14 protein-coding genes and 1 tRNA gene are annotated in these 15,289 nt (G+C 53.5%); 9 read left to right on the top strand and 6 right to left on the bottom strand.

The window, feature by feature from the left end:
* Nucleotides 1–45 precede the first annotated feature (45 nt).
* Together sseA and metC are read left to right on the top strand one after the other, a co-directional pair.
* Nucleotides 46–888: a 3-mercaptopyruvate sulfurtransferase gene (gene sseA / locus FOM92_RS13105; protein ID WP_143777284.1), complete on the top strand. Its 843-nt coding sequence runs from the start codon at nt 46–48 to the stop codon at nt 886–888.
* On the top strand, nt 885–2,069 hold the full coding sequence (gene metC / locus FOM92_RS13100; RefSeq protein ID WP_143777283.1) for a cystathionine beta-lyase: 1,185 nt from the start codon (nt 885–887) through the stop codon (nt 2,067–2,069). Before sseA ends, metC begins: the two co-directional genes overlap by 4 nt.
* Nucleotides 2,070–2,110: 41 nt before the next feature.
* Here metC and FOM92_RS13095 read toward each other — a convergent pair whose 3' ends face one another.
* On the bottom strand, nt 2,111–2,980 hold the full coding sequence (locus FOM92_RS13095; protein WP_143777282.1) for a 3-hydroxyacyl-CoA dehydrogenase NAD-binding domain-containing protein: 870 nt from the start codon (nt 2,978–2,980) through the stop codon (nt 2,111–2,113).
* A 156-nt stretch (nt 2,981–3,136) separates the two neighbouring features.
* Between FOM92_RS13095 and FOM92_RS13090 the strand changes: the two genes are divergently transcribed.
* Both FOM92_RS13090 and FOM92_RS13085 read left to right on the top strand, forming a co-directional pair.
* Nucleotides 3,137–4,111: a DUF1176 domain-containing protein gene (locus tag FOM92_RS13090; RefSeq protein WP_170226883.1), complete on the top strand. Its 975-nt coding sequence runs from the start codon at nt 3,137–3,139 to the stop codon at nt 4,109–4,111.
* Nucleotides 4,112–4,248: 137 nt separating this feature from the next.
* Nucleotides 4,249–5,553, top strand: a complete 1,305-nt coding sequence (locus FOM92_RS13085) for a homoserine dehydrogenase (RefSeq protein ID WP_143777280.1) — start codon at nt 4,249–4,251, stop codon at nt 5,551–5,553.
* Between the two features lie 15 nt (nt 5,554–5,568).
* Here FOM92_RS13085 and FOM92_RS13080 read toward each other — a convergent pair whose 3' ends face one another.
* A complete protein-coding gene (locus FOM92_RS13080) occupies nt 5,569–5,997 on the bottom strand; it encodes a hypothetical protein (protein ID WP_143777279.1) in 429 nt (142 codons plus the stop codon).
* Nucleotides 5,998–6,102: 105 nt separating this feature from the next.
* Between FOM92_RS13080 and glpX the strand changes: the two genes are divergently transcribed.
* On the top strand, nt 6,103–7,086 hold the full coding sequence (gene glpX, locus FOM92_RS13075; protein ID WP_143777278.1) for a class II fructose-bisphosphatase: 984 nt from the start codon (nt 6,103–6,105) through the stop codon (nt 7,084–7,086).
* Here glpX and FOM92_RS13070 read toward each other — a convergent pair.
* Nucleotides 7,083–7,574, bottom strand: a complete 492-nt coding sequence (locus FOM92_RS13070; protein WP_143777277.1) for a flavodoxin family protein — start codon at nt 7,572–7,574, stop codon at nt 7,083–7,085. The two genes, glpX and FOM92_RS13070, sit on opposite strands and share 4 nt — an antisense overlap.
* 41 nt (nt 7,575–7,615) lie before the next feature.
* Here FOM92_RS13070 and recJ point away from each other — a divergent pair, with 41 nt between their 5' ends.
* Together recJ and FOM92_RS13060 are read left to right on the top strand one after the other, a co-directional pair.
* Entirely contained in the window at nt 7,616–9,382 is a 1,767-nt protein-coding gene (recJ, locus tag FOM92_RS13065) for a single-stranded-DNA-specific exonuclease RecJ (protein WP_143777276.1), read from the top strand.
* A 66-nt stretch (nt 9,383–9,448) separates the two neighbouring features.
* Nucleotides 9,449–9,523: transfer RNA gene (locus FOM92_RS13060), tRNA-Glu, on the top strand.
* Between the two features lie 394 nt (nt 9,524–9,917).
* On the opposite strand, the gene FOM92_RS13055 is transcribed toward FOM92_RS13060, so the two are convergent.
* Nucleotides 9,918–11,156, bottom strand: coding sequence for a tyrosine-type recombinase/integrase (locus FOM92_RS13055; RefSeq protein WP_143777275.1), 1,239 nt, complete (start codon nt 11,154–11,156; stop codon nt 9,918–9,920).
* A gap of 110 nt (nt 11,157–11,266) precedes the next feature.
* Entirely contained in the window at nt 11,267–12,241 is a 975-nt protein-coding gene (locus FOM92_RS13050; protein WP_143777274.1) for a glycosyltransferase family 4 protein, read from the bottom strand.
* Between the two features lie 280 nt (nt 12,242–12,521).
* Between FOM92_RS13050 and FOM92_RS13045 the strand changes: the two genes are divergently transcribed.
* Nucleotides 12,522–12,767: a hypothetical protein gene (locus tag FOM92_RS13045; RefSeq protein WP_143777273.1), complete on the top strand. Its 246-nt coding sequence runs from the start codon at nt 12,522–12,524 to the stop codon at nt 12,765–12,767.
* A gap of 77 nt (nt 12,768–12,844) precedes the next feature.
* Here FOM92_RS13045 and FOM92_RS13040 read toward each other — a convergent pair whose 3' ends face one another.
* The gene (locus FOM92_RS13040) at nt 12,845–13,657 is read right to left on the bottom strand and encodes a hypothetical protein (protein WP_143777272.1); all 813 of its coding nucleotides are present in this window, start codon (nt 13,655–13,657) and stop codon (nt 12,845–12,847) included.
* A gap of 222 nt (nt 13,658–13,879) precedes the next feature.
* On the opposite strand from FOM92_RS13040, the gene FOM92_RS13035 reads away from it, so the two are divergent.
* Nucleotides 13,880–15,247, top strand: coding sequence for a cytochrome P450 (locus FOM92_RS13035; protein WP_143777271.1), 1,368 nt, complete (start codon nt 13,880–13,882; stop codon nt 15,245–15,247).
* Nucleotides 15,248–15,289 lie beyond the last annotated feature (42 nt).

The following is a 15,289-nucleotide window of genomic DNA, read 5'->3' as shown; positions in this document are numbered from 1 at the left end:
TTGCACTGCACAAGAATCGAAAAACAGCGGGCTAGGACATAGAATATGGAACTTTTGGTAAGCACCGAATGGCTGGCAAAAGAAATCGGTGCCTCCGATTTGCGTATCGTAGATGCAACTTGGTTCATGCCCGATGCCGGTCGTAATGCGCAGGCCGAGTATGAAGGCGGACATATTCCTACGGCCGTATTTATGGACCTCGAAGAGTTGGCAGACGCGAATAGCAATTTGCCCAACACCCTTCCGCCGCCCGAAAAATTTGCCAGCCGAATGCAGTCTCTCGGACTTGGCGACGGCAGTCGCATTGTCGTTTATGATGATAGCCCGTTTAAATCGGCTACGCGTGCATGGTGGATGCTGACCTTGTTTGGCGCGCATGACGTCGCCATTCTGGACGGTGGTATTGCCAAATGGAAAGCCGAAGGTCGTGCACTGGAAACCGGAAAACCATCGTTACGGCACCGCCATTTCACTGTTTGGAAAGACGAAAAGGGTGTTAAGTCCAAAGCCGATTTGCTCGCCAATCTACACAGCCGCGAAGCCGTCGTTGTGGACGCCCGCGGCGCAGGAAGATTTACGGGTGAAGAAGCGGAGCCGCGTCCCGACATGGCATCCGGCCACATTCCGGGAAGCCGGAATTTGCCGTTCGCCAATCTGTACAATCCCGATGGGACATGGAAACGCGGCGATGAGCTTATTGCTGCCTTTACCGATGCGGGCGTTGATTTGGACAAACCCATGATTACGACTTGCGGTTCGGGAATGACTGCCGCGGTCGTTCTGTTCGGCGCAAGGCTGACCGGCAAGAAAGACGTCGCACTGTATGACGGAAGCTGGTCCGAATGGGGCCTGGACAAGGACACCCCTAAGGAAACGGGTGCGGCTTGAGTTCTAAAAGGCCGCACAAAATCGCAACCCGCGTGGTGACAGGCGGACGAAAAAAAGAACATACGGGATCGGTCGTAAATGTACCTGTATGGCGAGCCAGCACACATTTATATGAAGATGTTGCCAGTTTAGAAGCGGGGAAGAAGTCCAATAGCGACGGTCGCTTCTTTTACGGTCGTCGAGGTTCGCCCACGCAATGGGCGCTTGCGGATGCGCTGACAGCTATGGAGCCCGGCGCCGCAGGCACGATGCTATATCCGTCCGGGGTCGCTGCGATCTCCTGCGCCCTGCTTTCTGTCCTGCGGCCGGGTGATGTTCTATTGATGACAGATAATGTCTATGACCCCAGCCGTTCCTTCGCGGATGGATTTTTAAAGCGCTTCGGCGTGGAAACCCGTTACTTCGATCCGATGACTACGGATTACAGCCGTCTTTTTTGTGATAAGACGCGCGCAATATTGCTCGAAGCGCCCGGCAGCCTAACCTTTGAAGTGCAAGATGTTTCTGCCATTTGTGCAGAGGCGAAGAAGCGGGGTGTTGTAACGCTGCTGGATAACACATGGGCAACACCCTATTTTTTCACCGCGCTTGATAAAGGTGTTGATATAACCATTCTGGCGGCCACAAAATACATTGTCGGACATAGCGATGTCATGCTGGGCAGTGTCACAACCCATGAGAAATACTGGACCCGGTTACGTCAAACCACACAGCAACTCGGCCAAGTTGTGTCGCCAGATGACGCCTATCTCGCTGCCCGAGGTCTACGAACCTTAGCTGTCCGGATGGATGCGCATGAAGTATCCGCCTTAACAATAGCAAAATGGCTGCAAACCCGTCCCGACGTGGAAGTGGTATTGCATCCTGCACTGCCTGAATGCCCCGGACATGCCATATGGGCGCGTGACTTTACCGGGTCATCGGGCCTGTTCTCCTTTGTCCTGAAGGGCAACAAAGCCAAGGCTGCGGAATTTGTCGATGCGCTCGACCTTTTCGGGATCGGCTATAGCTGGGGCGGGTTTGAAAGCCTTGCTTTACCCGTTCACCCGGAGACATGCCGATCGGAAGTACCATGGGACATCGAACGTAGCGTTATCCGCCTTCAGATTGGTCTCGAAGATCCGGATGACCTAATCGCCGACCTGGACTCTGCATTCAGGGCGATCAAAGCCGTCGACTAAGACTTACCTGCTAGCGTTGTGGCATATGATCGGGGTCGAAATTAGCGTGTCGGAACTGGTACATCACCGTTGTAATCATAAAATCCACGCTTCACTTTTCGACCATACCATCCTGCCTCGACATATTTTTGGAGCAGTGGGGCGGGACGGAACTTGGGATCGCCGGTTGACGTGAAAAGGACGTTGGTGATTTCAAAGCAGGTATCAAGACCAATGAAATCCGCCAAGGTCAGCGGACCCATAGGATGGTTCAGTCCCAACTGACACGCAGTATCGATATCCCTCATGCTCGCGACACCTTCGCCAAGGGCAAAGCAGGCTTCGTTGATCATCGGCATCAGCACGCGATTAACGATGAAGCCGGGCGCATCATTTGCAAACACCAATTGTTTACCCAAGGATTCGCCAAAACGCCGCACCAGATCTACTGTGACATCACTGGTGGCTAAGCCGCGAATGATTTCAATCAATCCCATGACGGGAACCGGGTTGAAAAAATGCACTCCGATAAATCGGGCGGGATCTGGCGATGCCTGCGCCAGACGGGTGATAGGAATAGATGATGTGTTCGACGCCAGAACGGACTCGGCTGCCAAAACAGCACCTGCCGCTTCGAAAATCTTGCGCTTGATCTCTTCACGCTCTGTTGCGGCTTCGATGATCAATCCAGCATCCGCCATCGGCGCATAACTTCCAACCGGCTCAATATGCGCAAGCAAAGCATCGGCATCGGGCTGCGTCATTTTTTCCTTGGCAACCAGTTTGCCCAAAGCCTTTGCAATTCCGGCTTTTCCGGCTTCCGCCCGGGCAATATCGATATCGGCCAAGTAGACATGGTAGCCGGCGCCAGCGCTCACTTGCGCAATGCCTGCGCCCATCTGCCCTGCTCCGATAACTCCTACTGCGCGCATGATTTTCTCCAATCGATGTCAATCCGAAAGCCCCTAGCTTAGGCCGCCCAAAAGCGCTAGCCTGCGGCTATGCACAGGGCAATTTTAGCATCAGCATTATGTTTTGCAGGGACAGCGATCATCGCGTCAAACCCGGTGCCGACCCCTGGAAAGGTTATGACGTTTAAGGATTGGACGGTCGGCTGTGACAATGGTTTGTCCTGTCAGGCCGTCGCGTTGAAACCCGATGGTCCATGGGATGATGGGCTGTCCGTTGTTGTTACACGTAAGTCGGGGCTGCAAGCGATGCCCACGGTCGAGATTAGTGGTTTTTCGACAAAGCCTGGACGGTTCCGTCTTTTGGTAGATGGAAAAGTTACTGAATCCGGTACCATCGCGAGCGGGGCCGAAACCATTACTCTGAAGGATGCCGCAGCGATCAAGGTTGCGCGCGCTCTTGCAAAAGGCACATCGCTGCAACTTGTCGATACAAATGGCTCGAAGTTGGGCGCTGCATCTCTATCGGGTGTGGCAGCCGCGCTGCGCTATGTTGATAGCGTCCAAGGCCGCGCTGGATCCAAGGGCGCCGTCATTGCGCTTGGCGCGCGAAAAGCCACCGCAAAAAAGACAACCGTTCCCGTATTGGCAGTTCGAAAGATCGTACCGAGCGATATGTTGCCTGATGCTTCGTCTTTGGTCGCCCTGTCGGAAGGAAGTCCCTGTGCGCAGGAACGATTCGGTTCAACACAGGATACAGCTTACAGCCTTGGCAATGGTAGCGCAGGTGCGCAGTCTCTTGTCTTGCTCAATTGCGGCGCGGGCGCCTATAATTTTTCGTCCGGCATTTATGTGGGGCAACGGAGCGTCGACGGAAAATGGAAATTCGAACCGGCCAAATTTGATTATGGCGCCACCGGATTTTCTGCTGACAGCAAGATTCCCATATTGGTGAATGCCGACTGGGACGCTGCAACTCAGTCCATCAGCAGCTACTCCAAAGGTCGCGGACTGGGCGATTGTGGTTCATCCGAAAGCTGGGTTTGGGACGGCTCGATGTTTCGCCTCACAGATGCGACCGTCATGGGTGAATGCAGGGGTTCTGTCGACTGGATCCCTGTTTGGCGTGCTGAGGTAAAACTCCTTCCCCGCTAATCTGCTGCATTTTGCATTTTCCAACGCTTTGCAACGACAGGTCTTACGAGAAGCCAGCTTAGGCTGGTAATTTTTGTGCGAAGCGCCTAAGCGCACCGCCAATGCTCGCAACTTAGCAGAAAGCTTGAACCCAGAAAATGTCCTCTCCCCTGCGTATTGCTCTCGCTGGTCTCGGCACCGTCGGCACCGGAGTTATCCAACTTATACAGGAAAATAGGGCGCTAATTGCGCGGCGTGCTGGGCGGCCTATTGAAATCGTAGCCGTCACAGCGCGTGACCGGTCGAAAAATCGGGGTGTGGACCTGTCATCATATCGATGGGTCGATGACATGGGTGAACTTGCCACTGCAAGTGACGTTGATGTGGTTGTGGAACTGGTCGGTGGGTCGGATGGTCCTGCTCTCACCTTGGCCCGGGAAACACTTTCCAGCACACGTGCGTTTGTCACAGCGAACAAGGCGATGATTGCACATCACGGGGCGGAATTGGCGCAACTGGCCGAGTGTAAAAATACCGCGCTGAAATTTGAAGCGGCGGTCGCGGGTGGAATACCGGTCATTCAGGGCTTGCGCGACGGGGCGGCCGCAAACCGGATTGACCGCGTCTACGGAATTTTGAATGGAACCTGCAATTTCATCCTGTCGACGATGGAAAAGGAAGGCCTTGATTTCACCGATGTTCTCTCTGATGCGCAGGCAAAGGGCTTTGCAGAGGCGGATCCGAGTTTTGATATCGACGGCATTGATGCCGCACATAAACTGGCAATTCTTGCATCGCTCAGCTTTGGATCAGAGATTGATTTTGGCGGCGTGGAAGCTCGTGGCATCCGCAAGATTTTGGCAGCCGACATCGCGCAGGCCAAGGCGCTTGGATATCGGATTCGCCTAATTGGGCTCGCGGAAATAGACGGCGAAAATGGCAAGTCGGAAATATTCCAGCGTGTGCAGCCATGCCTTGTTCCTTTGGCACATCCGCTGGCGCACGTTACTGGCGCGACGAATGCTGTAGTGGCGGAGGGTAACTTTTCAGGCCGACTATTGTTTCAGGGCGCGGGCGCTGGGGACCGTCCGACGGCATCGGCGGTCGTGGCCGACCTTGTCGACATTGCCCGTAAAGAAACAGGACCTGCCTTTTCCATGCCATCATCCGAACTGGAAAAACTACCACGCGCTGCATCCGCCCATCGCGTTGGCAAAACCTATATACGTATGATCGTCGCAGACCGGGTAGGTGTGCTAGCCGAAATTACCGCCGCTATGCGGGATGCGGGGTTGTCGATCGAAAGTCTGATCCAGACCGAGACGAGTGACGACGGCTCGGCATTAATTGCAATGGTAACCCATGCGGGTCCCGAACAGGCGATAAACGATACATTGAATACGCTCGCTACTTCGGACAGCCTGATGGGCGAGCCGATGGTGATGCATATACTGGGAGAATGAAGGAAGAATGCAGGTCTATTTCGGCGACCCGTTTTCCGGAACAACCATGTCCGGTTCGGGCAGTCCTTTCAGCACTTCTTCCAGTGGAATGACGGGCGGCGGTACATATCCAAAACCGATCCCGACACCCTTCATATATATTTTGCACATGTTGTCACCGGCAATGCAAGCCGCGGCACGCCGGGTCGAGACAGCTTCCCCGCGCCGGATTCGCGTTTCTTCGTTACCTTCCGACCGATCGAAAATGCGCTGGCTGGCGTCATCTGGATTTTCCCCGCAAACAACAATCTCGTCCGTTTGCGGGTATTTTACGCATCCATTCTTATCAACCGCAACCAGACGTCGTGCTGTTTCGATCTGGGCGGCGACATCTGCATCCCGATCTGATGCCGCCCTTGATGCGGTAGCTGAAAATGCAATTGCAATGATAAGCAATCTCGACATTTGGCTAAGCCTTCCTTATCGGAGCAGCAAACCGCAACCACGACGCCCATTTGCCGAAGAATCTTCCCAAAAGAGACCCGATTTTCAATAAGCTAGGAAAAACCTATGACGGCAGCAAGCCAAATTCTCGACCGAGTTCTAGTCCTCGAAATGGTCCGCGTAACGGAAGCAGCAGCAATTTCTGCAGCCAAATTGATCGGACGCGGTGATGAAAAGGCGGCCGATGCGGCTGCGGTTGAAGCGATGCGCGCTGCCCTGAACGGGCTGTACATGGATGGCACCGTCGTTATTGGGGAAGGTGAGCGGGACGAAGCTCCAATGCTGTACATTGGCGAAAAAGTCGGCTCCGCAATCGGCAAAGGACCACGGATTGATATCGCGCTTGATCCGCTTGAAGGAACTACGATTACGGCAAAAGCTGGTCCCAACGCACTCGCAGTGCTTGCGGTCGCAGAAGAAGGCAATTTGCTGAATGCCCCCGACGTATACATGGACAAAATCGCTGTTGGCCCGGGCTACTCACCCGATATCGTCAATCTTGACCGTAGCGTTACCGAAAATGTGACCGCCGTTGCGCGGGAAAAGGGTGTCGATCCTAGCGAGATCATTGTTTGTGTGCTGGACCGTCCCCGCCATGAAAAGCTTATCGCAGAATTGCGTGCCTTGGGTTGCGGCGTGATGCTGATCCCCGATGGCGATGTTGCAGGCGTCATCGCCACCACGAACCCGGAAACCACTGTAGATATCTATATGGGGACAGGTGGCGCGCCAGAGGGTGTACTCGCCGCGGCAGCACTTCGTTGTGTCGGCGGACAATTTAAAGGTCGATTGCTGTTCCGGAATGACGACGAGCGCAAACGTGCCCATAAATGGGGCATCGAGGACCTCGACAAAATCTACGATCTGGAAGAGCTGGCTAAAGGAGACTGCATTTTTGCGGCAACTGGTGTCACAGACGGATCGCTCTTGCATGGTGTAAAAACTTTACGCGACGGCCGGATTACGACCGAGACAATCGTTATGCGCGCATCGAGTGGCACTGTTCGCCGGGTGAAAAGTGAGCACGGCCGGGCAACTCCGACCCGCTAAAATATTCCAAGCTCCATGCCGGCTGCCAAGTGCGCGCCAGTTTGGCGCGCCTGGGCGAGCGCCTCTTCGTCAATAATTTTTGGCGCCAATATTGCTGCCTCGGTCTGAGCGTGGGTGCAGATTATGGAAGGCTCTGCAATTTTTCGTAGCCGCCAGCCTGTCGCAATGCGCTCCACCTGCCGCGCGGCATTGCTGCCATCCGAGCCTGCGCAAATTACTACTGCATAGGGTCGTCCTTCTATCTTGCCCAGACAGGGATAGTAGCAGCGGTCGAAAAACGCTTTCATCACCCCGCTTATCGCGGCAAGATTTTCGGGGAACACAAACAGATATCCACTACCCCCTAACATATCTGAGGGGGTAGCCTGTTCTGCGAAGAGACGCTTTACCTTTAATTTGCTTTCCTGTTCGGCGCCTGTCGCCGCCGCCTTCGCAAGCGCTTCCGACCCACCAGTCATGCTGTGCCAGACGATAAGCAATTCTTTCATGCCCGCTTGCTAGCATTCGCAACCCCGCATAGGGAAGGCCCATGTCTTCGGTCCTCAACATCACACATTCCGTTACGGGACAAAGCTGGAAATGGCGTAGCGGAGATGTCGACGCGCGCGATCCGGGATTCCAACCGGATGATTTGGTTACACAATTGCTTTTAGCACGCGGCGTCCCTCGCGATGATATCGAACGCCATCGCGAGCCTACCATCCGCGGGTTCATGCCCGATCCGTCCATATTCCGGGATATGGATCGGGCCGCAGAACGACTGGCTGATGCAGTCGAAGCGCGTGAAGCAGTGACAATTTACGGCGACTATGATGTGGACGGCGCAACCAGCGCGGCCTTGTTGATACGCTTGCTACGCGACTTGGGACTGGATGCTGGCCATTATATTCCTGACCGGCTGATGGAAGGCTATGGGCCGTCCGGAGAGGCATTGGTCCGCATCGGAGAAAGCGGCATCCGCCTCATCGTTACGGTGGACTGCGGCGCGATGGCCTTTGACGCACTTGCCCAAGCCAAAGCGGCTGGCCTTGAAGTCATTGTTGTGGACCACCATAAATGCGCAGCGGAGCTTCCGTCGGCCTTCGCGCTAGTAAATCCCAACCGGCTTGATGAAAATGACGAGGCAGCATCACACGGCCATCTCGCCGCTGTTGGTGTGGCCTTTCTTTTGGCAGCAGCAATTGTCCGGACGTTGCGGGATCGGGACTATTTCGCCAGTCGACCGGAGCCCCGATTGATGGAACTTCTCGACATTGTGGCGTTAGGAACCGTTGCCGACGTGGCCCATTTGAGAGGCCTCAACCGTGCATTTGTGGCGCAAGGACTTAAAGTAATGGGCGGTCGGCGCAACATTGGGCTCGCCGCTCTGATCGAAGCCAGCCGGTTGAACCGTGCTCCGCTTTGCTCCGACCTGGGTTTTGCACTGGGTCCGCGCATCAACGCGGGTGGACGGGTAGGTAAATCGGATCTTGGTGTGCGCTTGCTTACCACCCAGAACCGGGACGAAGCTCGCGCGATAGCCGCAGAACTGGACCGCCTGAATGAGGAACGGCGGGCAATCGAAGCCCAAGTACAAGAAGAAGCCGAAGAGATGCTGGCTGGTCAGCATAACCGCGCGGTAGCGTTACTGGCAGGCAAGGGATGGCACCCAGGGGTCATCGGTATCGTTGCAGGACGTATCAAGGAAAAGACAGGTAAGCCTTCGATCGTCATCGCCGTCGATGCGGAAGGGCTTGGCAAAGGTTCCGGCCGATCCATCGGAGGCGTCGATCTAGGTGCCGCTATAATTTCAGCGCGCGAGGCTGGCCTGCTGGTGGCAGGAGGCGGGCATGCCATGGCGGCTGGATTGACGATAAGTGCGAATAAGGTCGATGCGCTAGCCGACTGGCTTGATGAACGGCTGGCTGCAGATGTGACCCGAGCTTGTGCCAACAGCGCGATGCTCATTGACGCATTACTCACGCCGCGCGGCCTAAATCCTGCATTTATTGAGGCGATGGAAGGTGCTGGCCCTTATGGGATGGGCTGGCCGGGGCCTCGCATAGTTACGGGCCCCGTGCGCATCATCAAGTGCGATATAGTGGGAAAGGACCATGTTCGCGCCATCGTTGGCGGGGACGACGGCGTATCTTTCAAAGCCATGGCATTTCGCCAAGGCGAGACAATGTTGGGGCAAATGTTGCTGCATGGCGAACGTGGCCAAAAATATTGGCTGGCGGGTCGCGCCAAAGTTGACGATTGGGGTCCGACGCCCAAGGCCGAGCTCCATATTGACGATATAGCCTTCGCCGATTGATTTTGCTTCATGTTGGGCTTGACCTAGGCAGATCGAATCCGTAAAGGCGCGGCTCGCCAAGCGATTGGCCCCTTCGTCTAGCGGTTAGGACGCGGCCCTTTCACGGCTGAAACACGGGTTCGATTCCCGTAGGGGTCACCAGATTTGCGCGGCTTGGACGGCGTTCCAATAACATCCCCAATACTTCCCTAACGCGCGACTGGCCTTGTTCTTTTGTCAGAACAGGGAGCATTTTGGGTATCATTGGTAACAGTCGCAACGTGATGAGGATCAGTTGAGACATTTCATATGAAGAATATGAAGCAGAAAATCACGCACGGCTGATCTGCTGCGAAATTCCCTGCTAGCAGGGAATTTACAGGGAATTATCTGTACATCGACTATTTTAGGGCACCAGATCGGCAAATTTTATGTTATATTTGCGTAATTTGTGAGGAAAATTCCCTAGTCAGATAGCAGGGAATTTTAACCCGATTACAGGGAAGTAATGGGGCGGCAACAGGGAATGAATCTGCAATGCCGCTACAAAGCAAACCTACACGATTCCTAGCCCGGTTACGGCATTTCTAATCGTATCTGCTACATATGATGGCGCCAGATGAGCGTAGTGCTTCCTGGTGATTCGCTCATCGGAATGTCCAAGCGCTTCCGCTATCACCGCGATCGGCACGCCTTTCATTGCCAGCCGTGCACCGAATGTTCGCCTTAGATCATGAAATCCAACTGGCTCAAGCCCAGCTGCTTCAGAAGCGGCGAGCATAGGCCTTGCTTGGTGCGCCGCGCCCCATCTTTTTCCGTCTGGTCGAGGGAAAATTAGATCGTGCCGGCCTTTATCCGCCACTGCACTACACAATAACTCAACACCTTCAGCTTCGAGATACACTGCCCTCGGTGTTCCGGCTTTTGTTTCTCTCAGCCAGAGAGTTTTTGAATAGCGGTCAAAATCCCTTACCTCCAGCCCAGTGAGTTCTGAATAACGTGCGCCGGTCAGTAGTGCGGCCGTGACCAGTGGACGAATTTTAATACTGCATGCGTTTACCAACCGCCGTGTTTCGTCATCGGACAGATATCGAAGCCTCGCTGCCTCGGTTTTTCCGAACGGCCTAACCCGTCTCCAGGCATCGTCACTTGAAATCTTTTCGCTACGATAGGCGACGTTCAAAGCTGCCTTGAGAATTGTTAGGATTCGATTTGCACTGGATCTTCGACGTCGGCGCGCGTCCGCAGTGTTTTCTGTTGGCTTAAAATTTTGGACCGCACCCGGTGCTGTTCGTAAACGAGCGGGTGAATTGGCGAGTGCTAAGTGCCAATCGATTATTGTTTTTGTTGTAAGCTCAGCAGTATCGAAATGGCCCAGTTGCGGTCTGATGATCGCGTCAATTCGCCTTCTGGTGTTTTCAAAATCCTTACCCGAAAAACCCTTGATATAGTCATCTAAAACGTCGGAAATTAAGTAACTACTCCGTCTATCAACCATTGATTGTCTTATTGCAGCTGTCCACTTTCGACACGCGTCACGAGCTTGTGAGAAGTCCAAGATTGTTTCACCATTTGCCTGAGCATCATCGTCAGCTCCAGCAAGCGTTGATTCTTGATAGTTGAAATGTCCTCCTGGATGACGATAACGTGCAATCCATCGCCCAGCCCTGCGTCCGCGATAGTATCCAAGATGTTCGCCGGAACACAATACAACCCAATACGGCCTTTTCCGAAAAGGCAGGCTAAGTCGTAATTTGTCGCTTTCAAGACAATGCAGCTTTACTGGATCTGACATCTAGAATTTCCGCTTTTATTGATTAATAAATAATCTAAAGCGTATCAAGAATCCAGTTCAAATATAAATTATTTTATATTACATAAAAACTATTTTTTACTTTATCGTTTTTAATTCACATTTAGATTTGAAATTTCCCTTATTAAAATAAGAGTCACTCCTGGAAGAAAAGATAAAATCCAATAAACAAACAATCCCTTAGGCCAACCAAATTTTTCTTGCAAATGATGATGAAAATGGTCCCGATCGGCGGACATAGGGGATCTACCTTGTTTCAGCCTAGTATAGGTCAGTCTAAAAGAGTCGGTAATCGGCACGATAAACAACAATACAAGTTCATCTGCAGAAATTGCACGGAGTGAGTTTGTCCCCGGACTATTATAAATCATGATCGATAGTAGACCTAATGCGGTAGCAATCGCATAGGCTCCGCCATCCCCTAAAAACAGCCTGCCTTGCATATTGAACACAAGCAAAACTGCCAAACAGGATGCCAAAAGCCCTGTAAGAGGTAACAAGGGGCCGCCAGCGCGAATGGCAAGAATTCCAAGCCATCCAAGCGCCAAACCCAAGACTAAGCCATTCTTTCCGTCAGCCATGTTAACGGCGTTGATTAGCCCCACGCAACAAATCACGGTGAATATTATAGCTAGCCACCATGTGCCTAGCCCGATGGAAAATTTTGGTGTCATGAAGTCGAGAACACGGACATTGAAGGTCGGATCCAATGCGGCAGCCAAAGCAAAAACTAGAAATGACGTTAGCAGCCGCAAACGTGGGGACAATGAATGGCGGTCATCCGCGAGTCCAACGAATGCCATAACAGTAACGCAAGCGATCCAGATGAGAAAGGAACCGATCCACCTTTCGGGCACATTTAGCAATGTGTACGCTAACGCAACTGGCACGAAAGCAATCAATATGGAAACGCCACCCATTAAGGGAGTTGGGGATTTGTGCTGCTTTCGACCCACTGGAACGTCTACGAGATTTAAACGCGCGCTCAGAGTTTTCGAATTCAGGCTTAGAAAGAGTGTAATTAATGCGCAAACTATTGTCAGCACATAGTATTCGGCGTCGATCATAAATAAAGTTTCTGTCTATTCCGATACGTCCAAGCCCTTGGCGGCGTCGCTTATTCCGTTTGGATTGAAAGGTCTACTTATTTATCGATCGCCCGCACGCAACCTCGTCGAATTCATCAACTGACACGCCAGTATGCCGCCATGTGCTCTTCATGGTAAATTTCTCTTTGGCTATCTTGTCTCAGCCAAAATTAACCCGTCCCGACCATTCTTCCCTAACCGCGCATGGATGCCTTTCATTGCCCATGACGCGAAATGGTACGTAGATATCGGAGGAAATATGTCGCCGGATGCAGCGCTTGTCGTTTTTACATCTCTTGGATTCGCATCGATTTTTCTGGCGTTGGTTATCGGGATCACAGGCCATGAGCCAGCCGATCTTGTAACCGGCATCGCAAACATGACGCCGTCTGCGCGGCGCCAGGCGCAGTTTGAACAGCTGGACTACATGACCCGTATTGCCGACGAAGCCATTGAAGCGCGCCGGCTCGGCAAACGCGCGCCTTTCACCCAGGATAGTTTCTGAAATCCGTTTCGCGCATGACAACTCTCTGGTCCCGCGCGTTTTGCGGCCGTGCCACTGCCCCCGGCACGGCCGCTTTTTTATTCTTCCCGAACATTTTCGCCTTGCGTCCGGTTAGGACGCGGCGCGGGCGGACGTTGTGGTTGATCCCGCTGAGGTGATGGCGCCGCTCGTGGAGCTGGCGGAGCAGCTTGTTGCTGGGGCTGAGGCAATGCACGGCTAGGATTATCCCCATAGGCTCTGCCTGCGCGCTCTCCCCGGGGAGGACCGTTGCGGAGCCCATCGCCCCTTTCCCGTCCTCTGCCCGGCCTTTGCACAATGTCGGGATTTGGCGTCGGGATCGCATTTACGCCCGTACCGTCGCCACCTGTCCATTGCCGGTTGCGACCGTTACGGCCTTCGCGGCGACCGCGCCGGTCGTCATCCTCACGCGCCCGGCCACCATTCTGTTCGGGCCAGCCGATAGCTCCCGGCGTCGCATTGCCAGTATAGCCCTGACCCCGACCCCGATTTCGCCCGCCATCATGGTGCCGACCGCGATTTTCCCGATACCAGTTATGGCGCTTTTCGCCCCAATAGCGGCGGTGATGGTCGCGCATCGGATAGCGGCGCCCGACATTATCGAACAGGTAGAATCCATATCCTGGATACCAGTAGCTGTCGTACCAGCCACCCCCGAAACCGATATTGTAGAATCCATGCCCATAGTCGCACTGGTAATAATTGTCGTATCCCCAATAGGGATCACAATCATAGGCATCGTTATAATAGCCGTCGCTGGCATAGCCCAAACCGACATCATAGACACAGCCCGAAAGGCCGAAGCTTGCTGCAGCCAGAAGCGAGAATTTCAATACCGCGCCTTTGCCGATGTGCTGAATTTTGTTCCCCATGATACGCACCCCTGTAATGAAAGCTGCCCGAACATTTTCAGCCCGAATCTCTGTTGGCAGCTTTGCCCTGCGTTTCTTTTTATGGATCAGCGGTTGAATTGCAGGTGAATATGTTGGTCGGCTGGCGTTCATGATGTATCAATATGGGAATTGCAGCTTGCACCCTACTGACATCGGTGGCAGTAGGTTTTAATCGCACGATTAACAAAGGACCCCCCTCTCATGGCCCTGGCCCATAGCGAAGCAGCCAACCCGCATTGGGTGCCCCGCACGAAGATTGGCGATTTGTCCCATATCCCGGGTGAAAACGGACTGCCGATCGTTGGCACAACATTTCGCGTACTTCGCGACCCGCCGGGATATGGCGCGCACATGGTGAAGACCTATGGCAAGGTTTTTCGCACCAACGCTTTTGGTAATCCCACAATCTCAATGGTCGGAGCAGAAGCCAATGAGTTGATGCTCTTCGATCGCGACAAGCTTTTTTCGTCGGAACAGGGGTGGGGGCCAGTCCTGAACCTGCTCTTTCCGCGCGGACTGATGCTTATGGATTTTGACCATCACCGCATGGATCGCCGTGCACTCGGCATTGCGTTCAAACCCGAACCCATGCGCGCCTATACACAAGACATGAACCGCATTTTTGCCGAGCAATTGAAAAACTGGCGCGGTGAAATGCTGTTCTATCCGGCGATCAAGCAATTGACACTGGACGTTGCGGCCAGCAGCTTTTTGGGCATCCCACTTGGTCCAGAGGCTGACAAGATCAACACCGCATTTGTCGATATGGTGCAGGCATCGGTCGCACCCATCCGCGCGCCCATTCCTTTTACATCGATGGGCAAAGGTGTGGCGGGTCGCAAATATCTGATCGATTATTTTGGACCCCAAATTGCCGAACGTCGCCGCAATGAGAACAGGCAGGACATGTTCAGCCAGTTCTGCCGCTCACGACGTGAAGAAGGCGAATATATGTCTGATGGCGAACTGATCGACCATATGAATTTTTTGATGATGGCCGCACATGACACCATCACCTCGTCGGTAACCTCGATGATCTGGTATCTCGCAAAATATCCCGAATGGCAGGAAAAACTGCGGCAGGAATGCCTGTCCATTGCGCCGGCCGGCAGCGATATTGCCTTTGCCGATCTCGATAAGTTCGAACTGACCGAATATGCGTTTAAAGAAGCGTTGCGGATGATTTCGCCGGTCCCCTCCATCCCCCGTCGCGCGCTGCGTGATTTTGAATTTATGGGCTACCATATTCCTAAGGGCACCGCGGTCAGCATCAGTCCATCCTATGTCCATATGATGGAGGAATATTGGGAACAGCCGGAAGTATTTGATCCCATGCGTTTTACACCCGACAAGGTGAAAGCGCGGCATAAATATGCCTGGGTGCCCTTTGGCGGGGGTGCACATATGTGTCTGGGCCTGCACTTCGCATATATGCAGATGAAGCTGTTCATGCATCATCTGCTCACCAATGTGCGTGTGGAAATTGCGGAAGGTTACACACCGGCATGGCAACCCTGGCCGATACCGAAACCAAAGGACGGGTTGCGGGTGAACTTCCGGCTAATTTAAACTTGGTCGTCGCCGCAAAAAATCTCTTTAAAATGCGAAGCA

The organism is Sphingorhabdus contaminans (genome assembly GCF_007280415.1).
GTDB lineage: Bacteria > Pseudomonadota > Alphaproteobacteria > Sphingomonadales > Sphingomonadaceae > Sphingorhabdus_B > Sphingorhabdus_B contaminans.
This window is presented reverse-complemented; position numbering and strand designations above follow the sequence as displayed.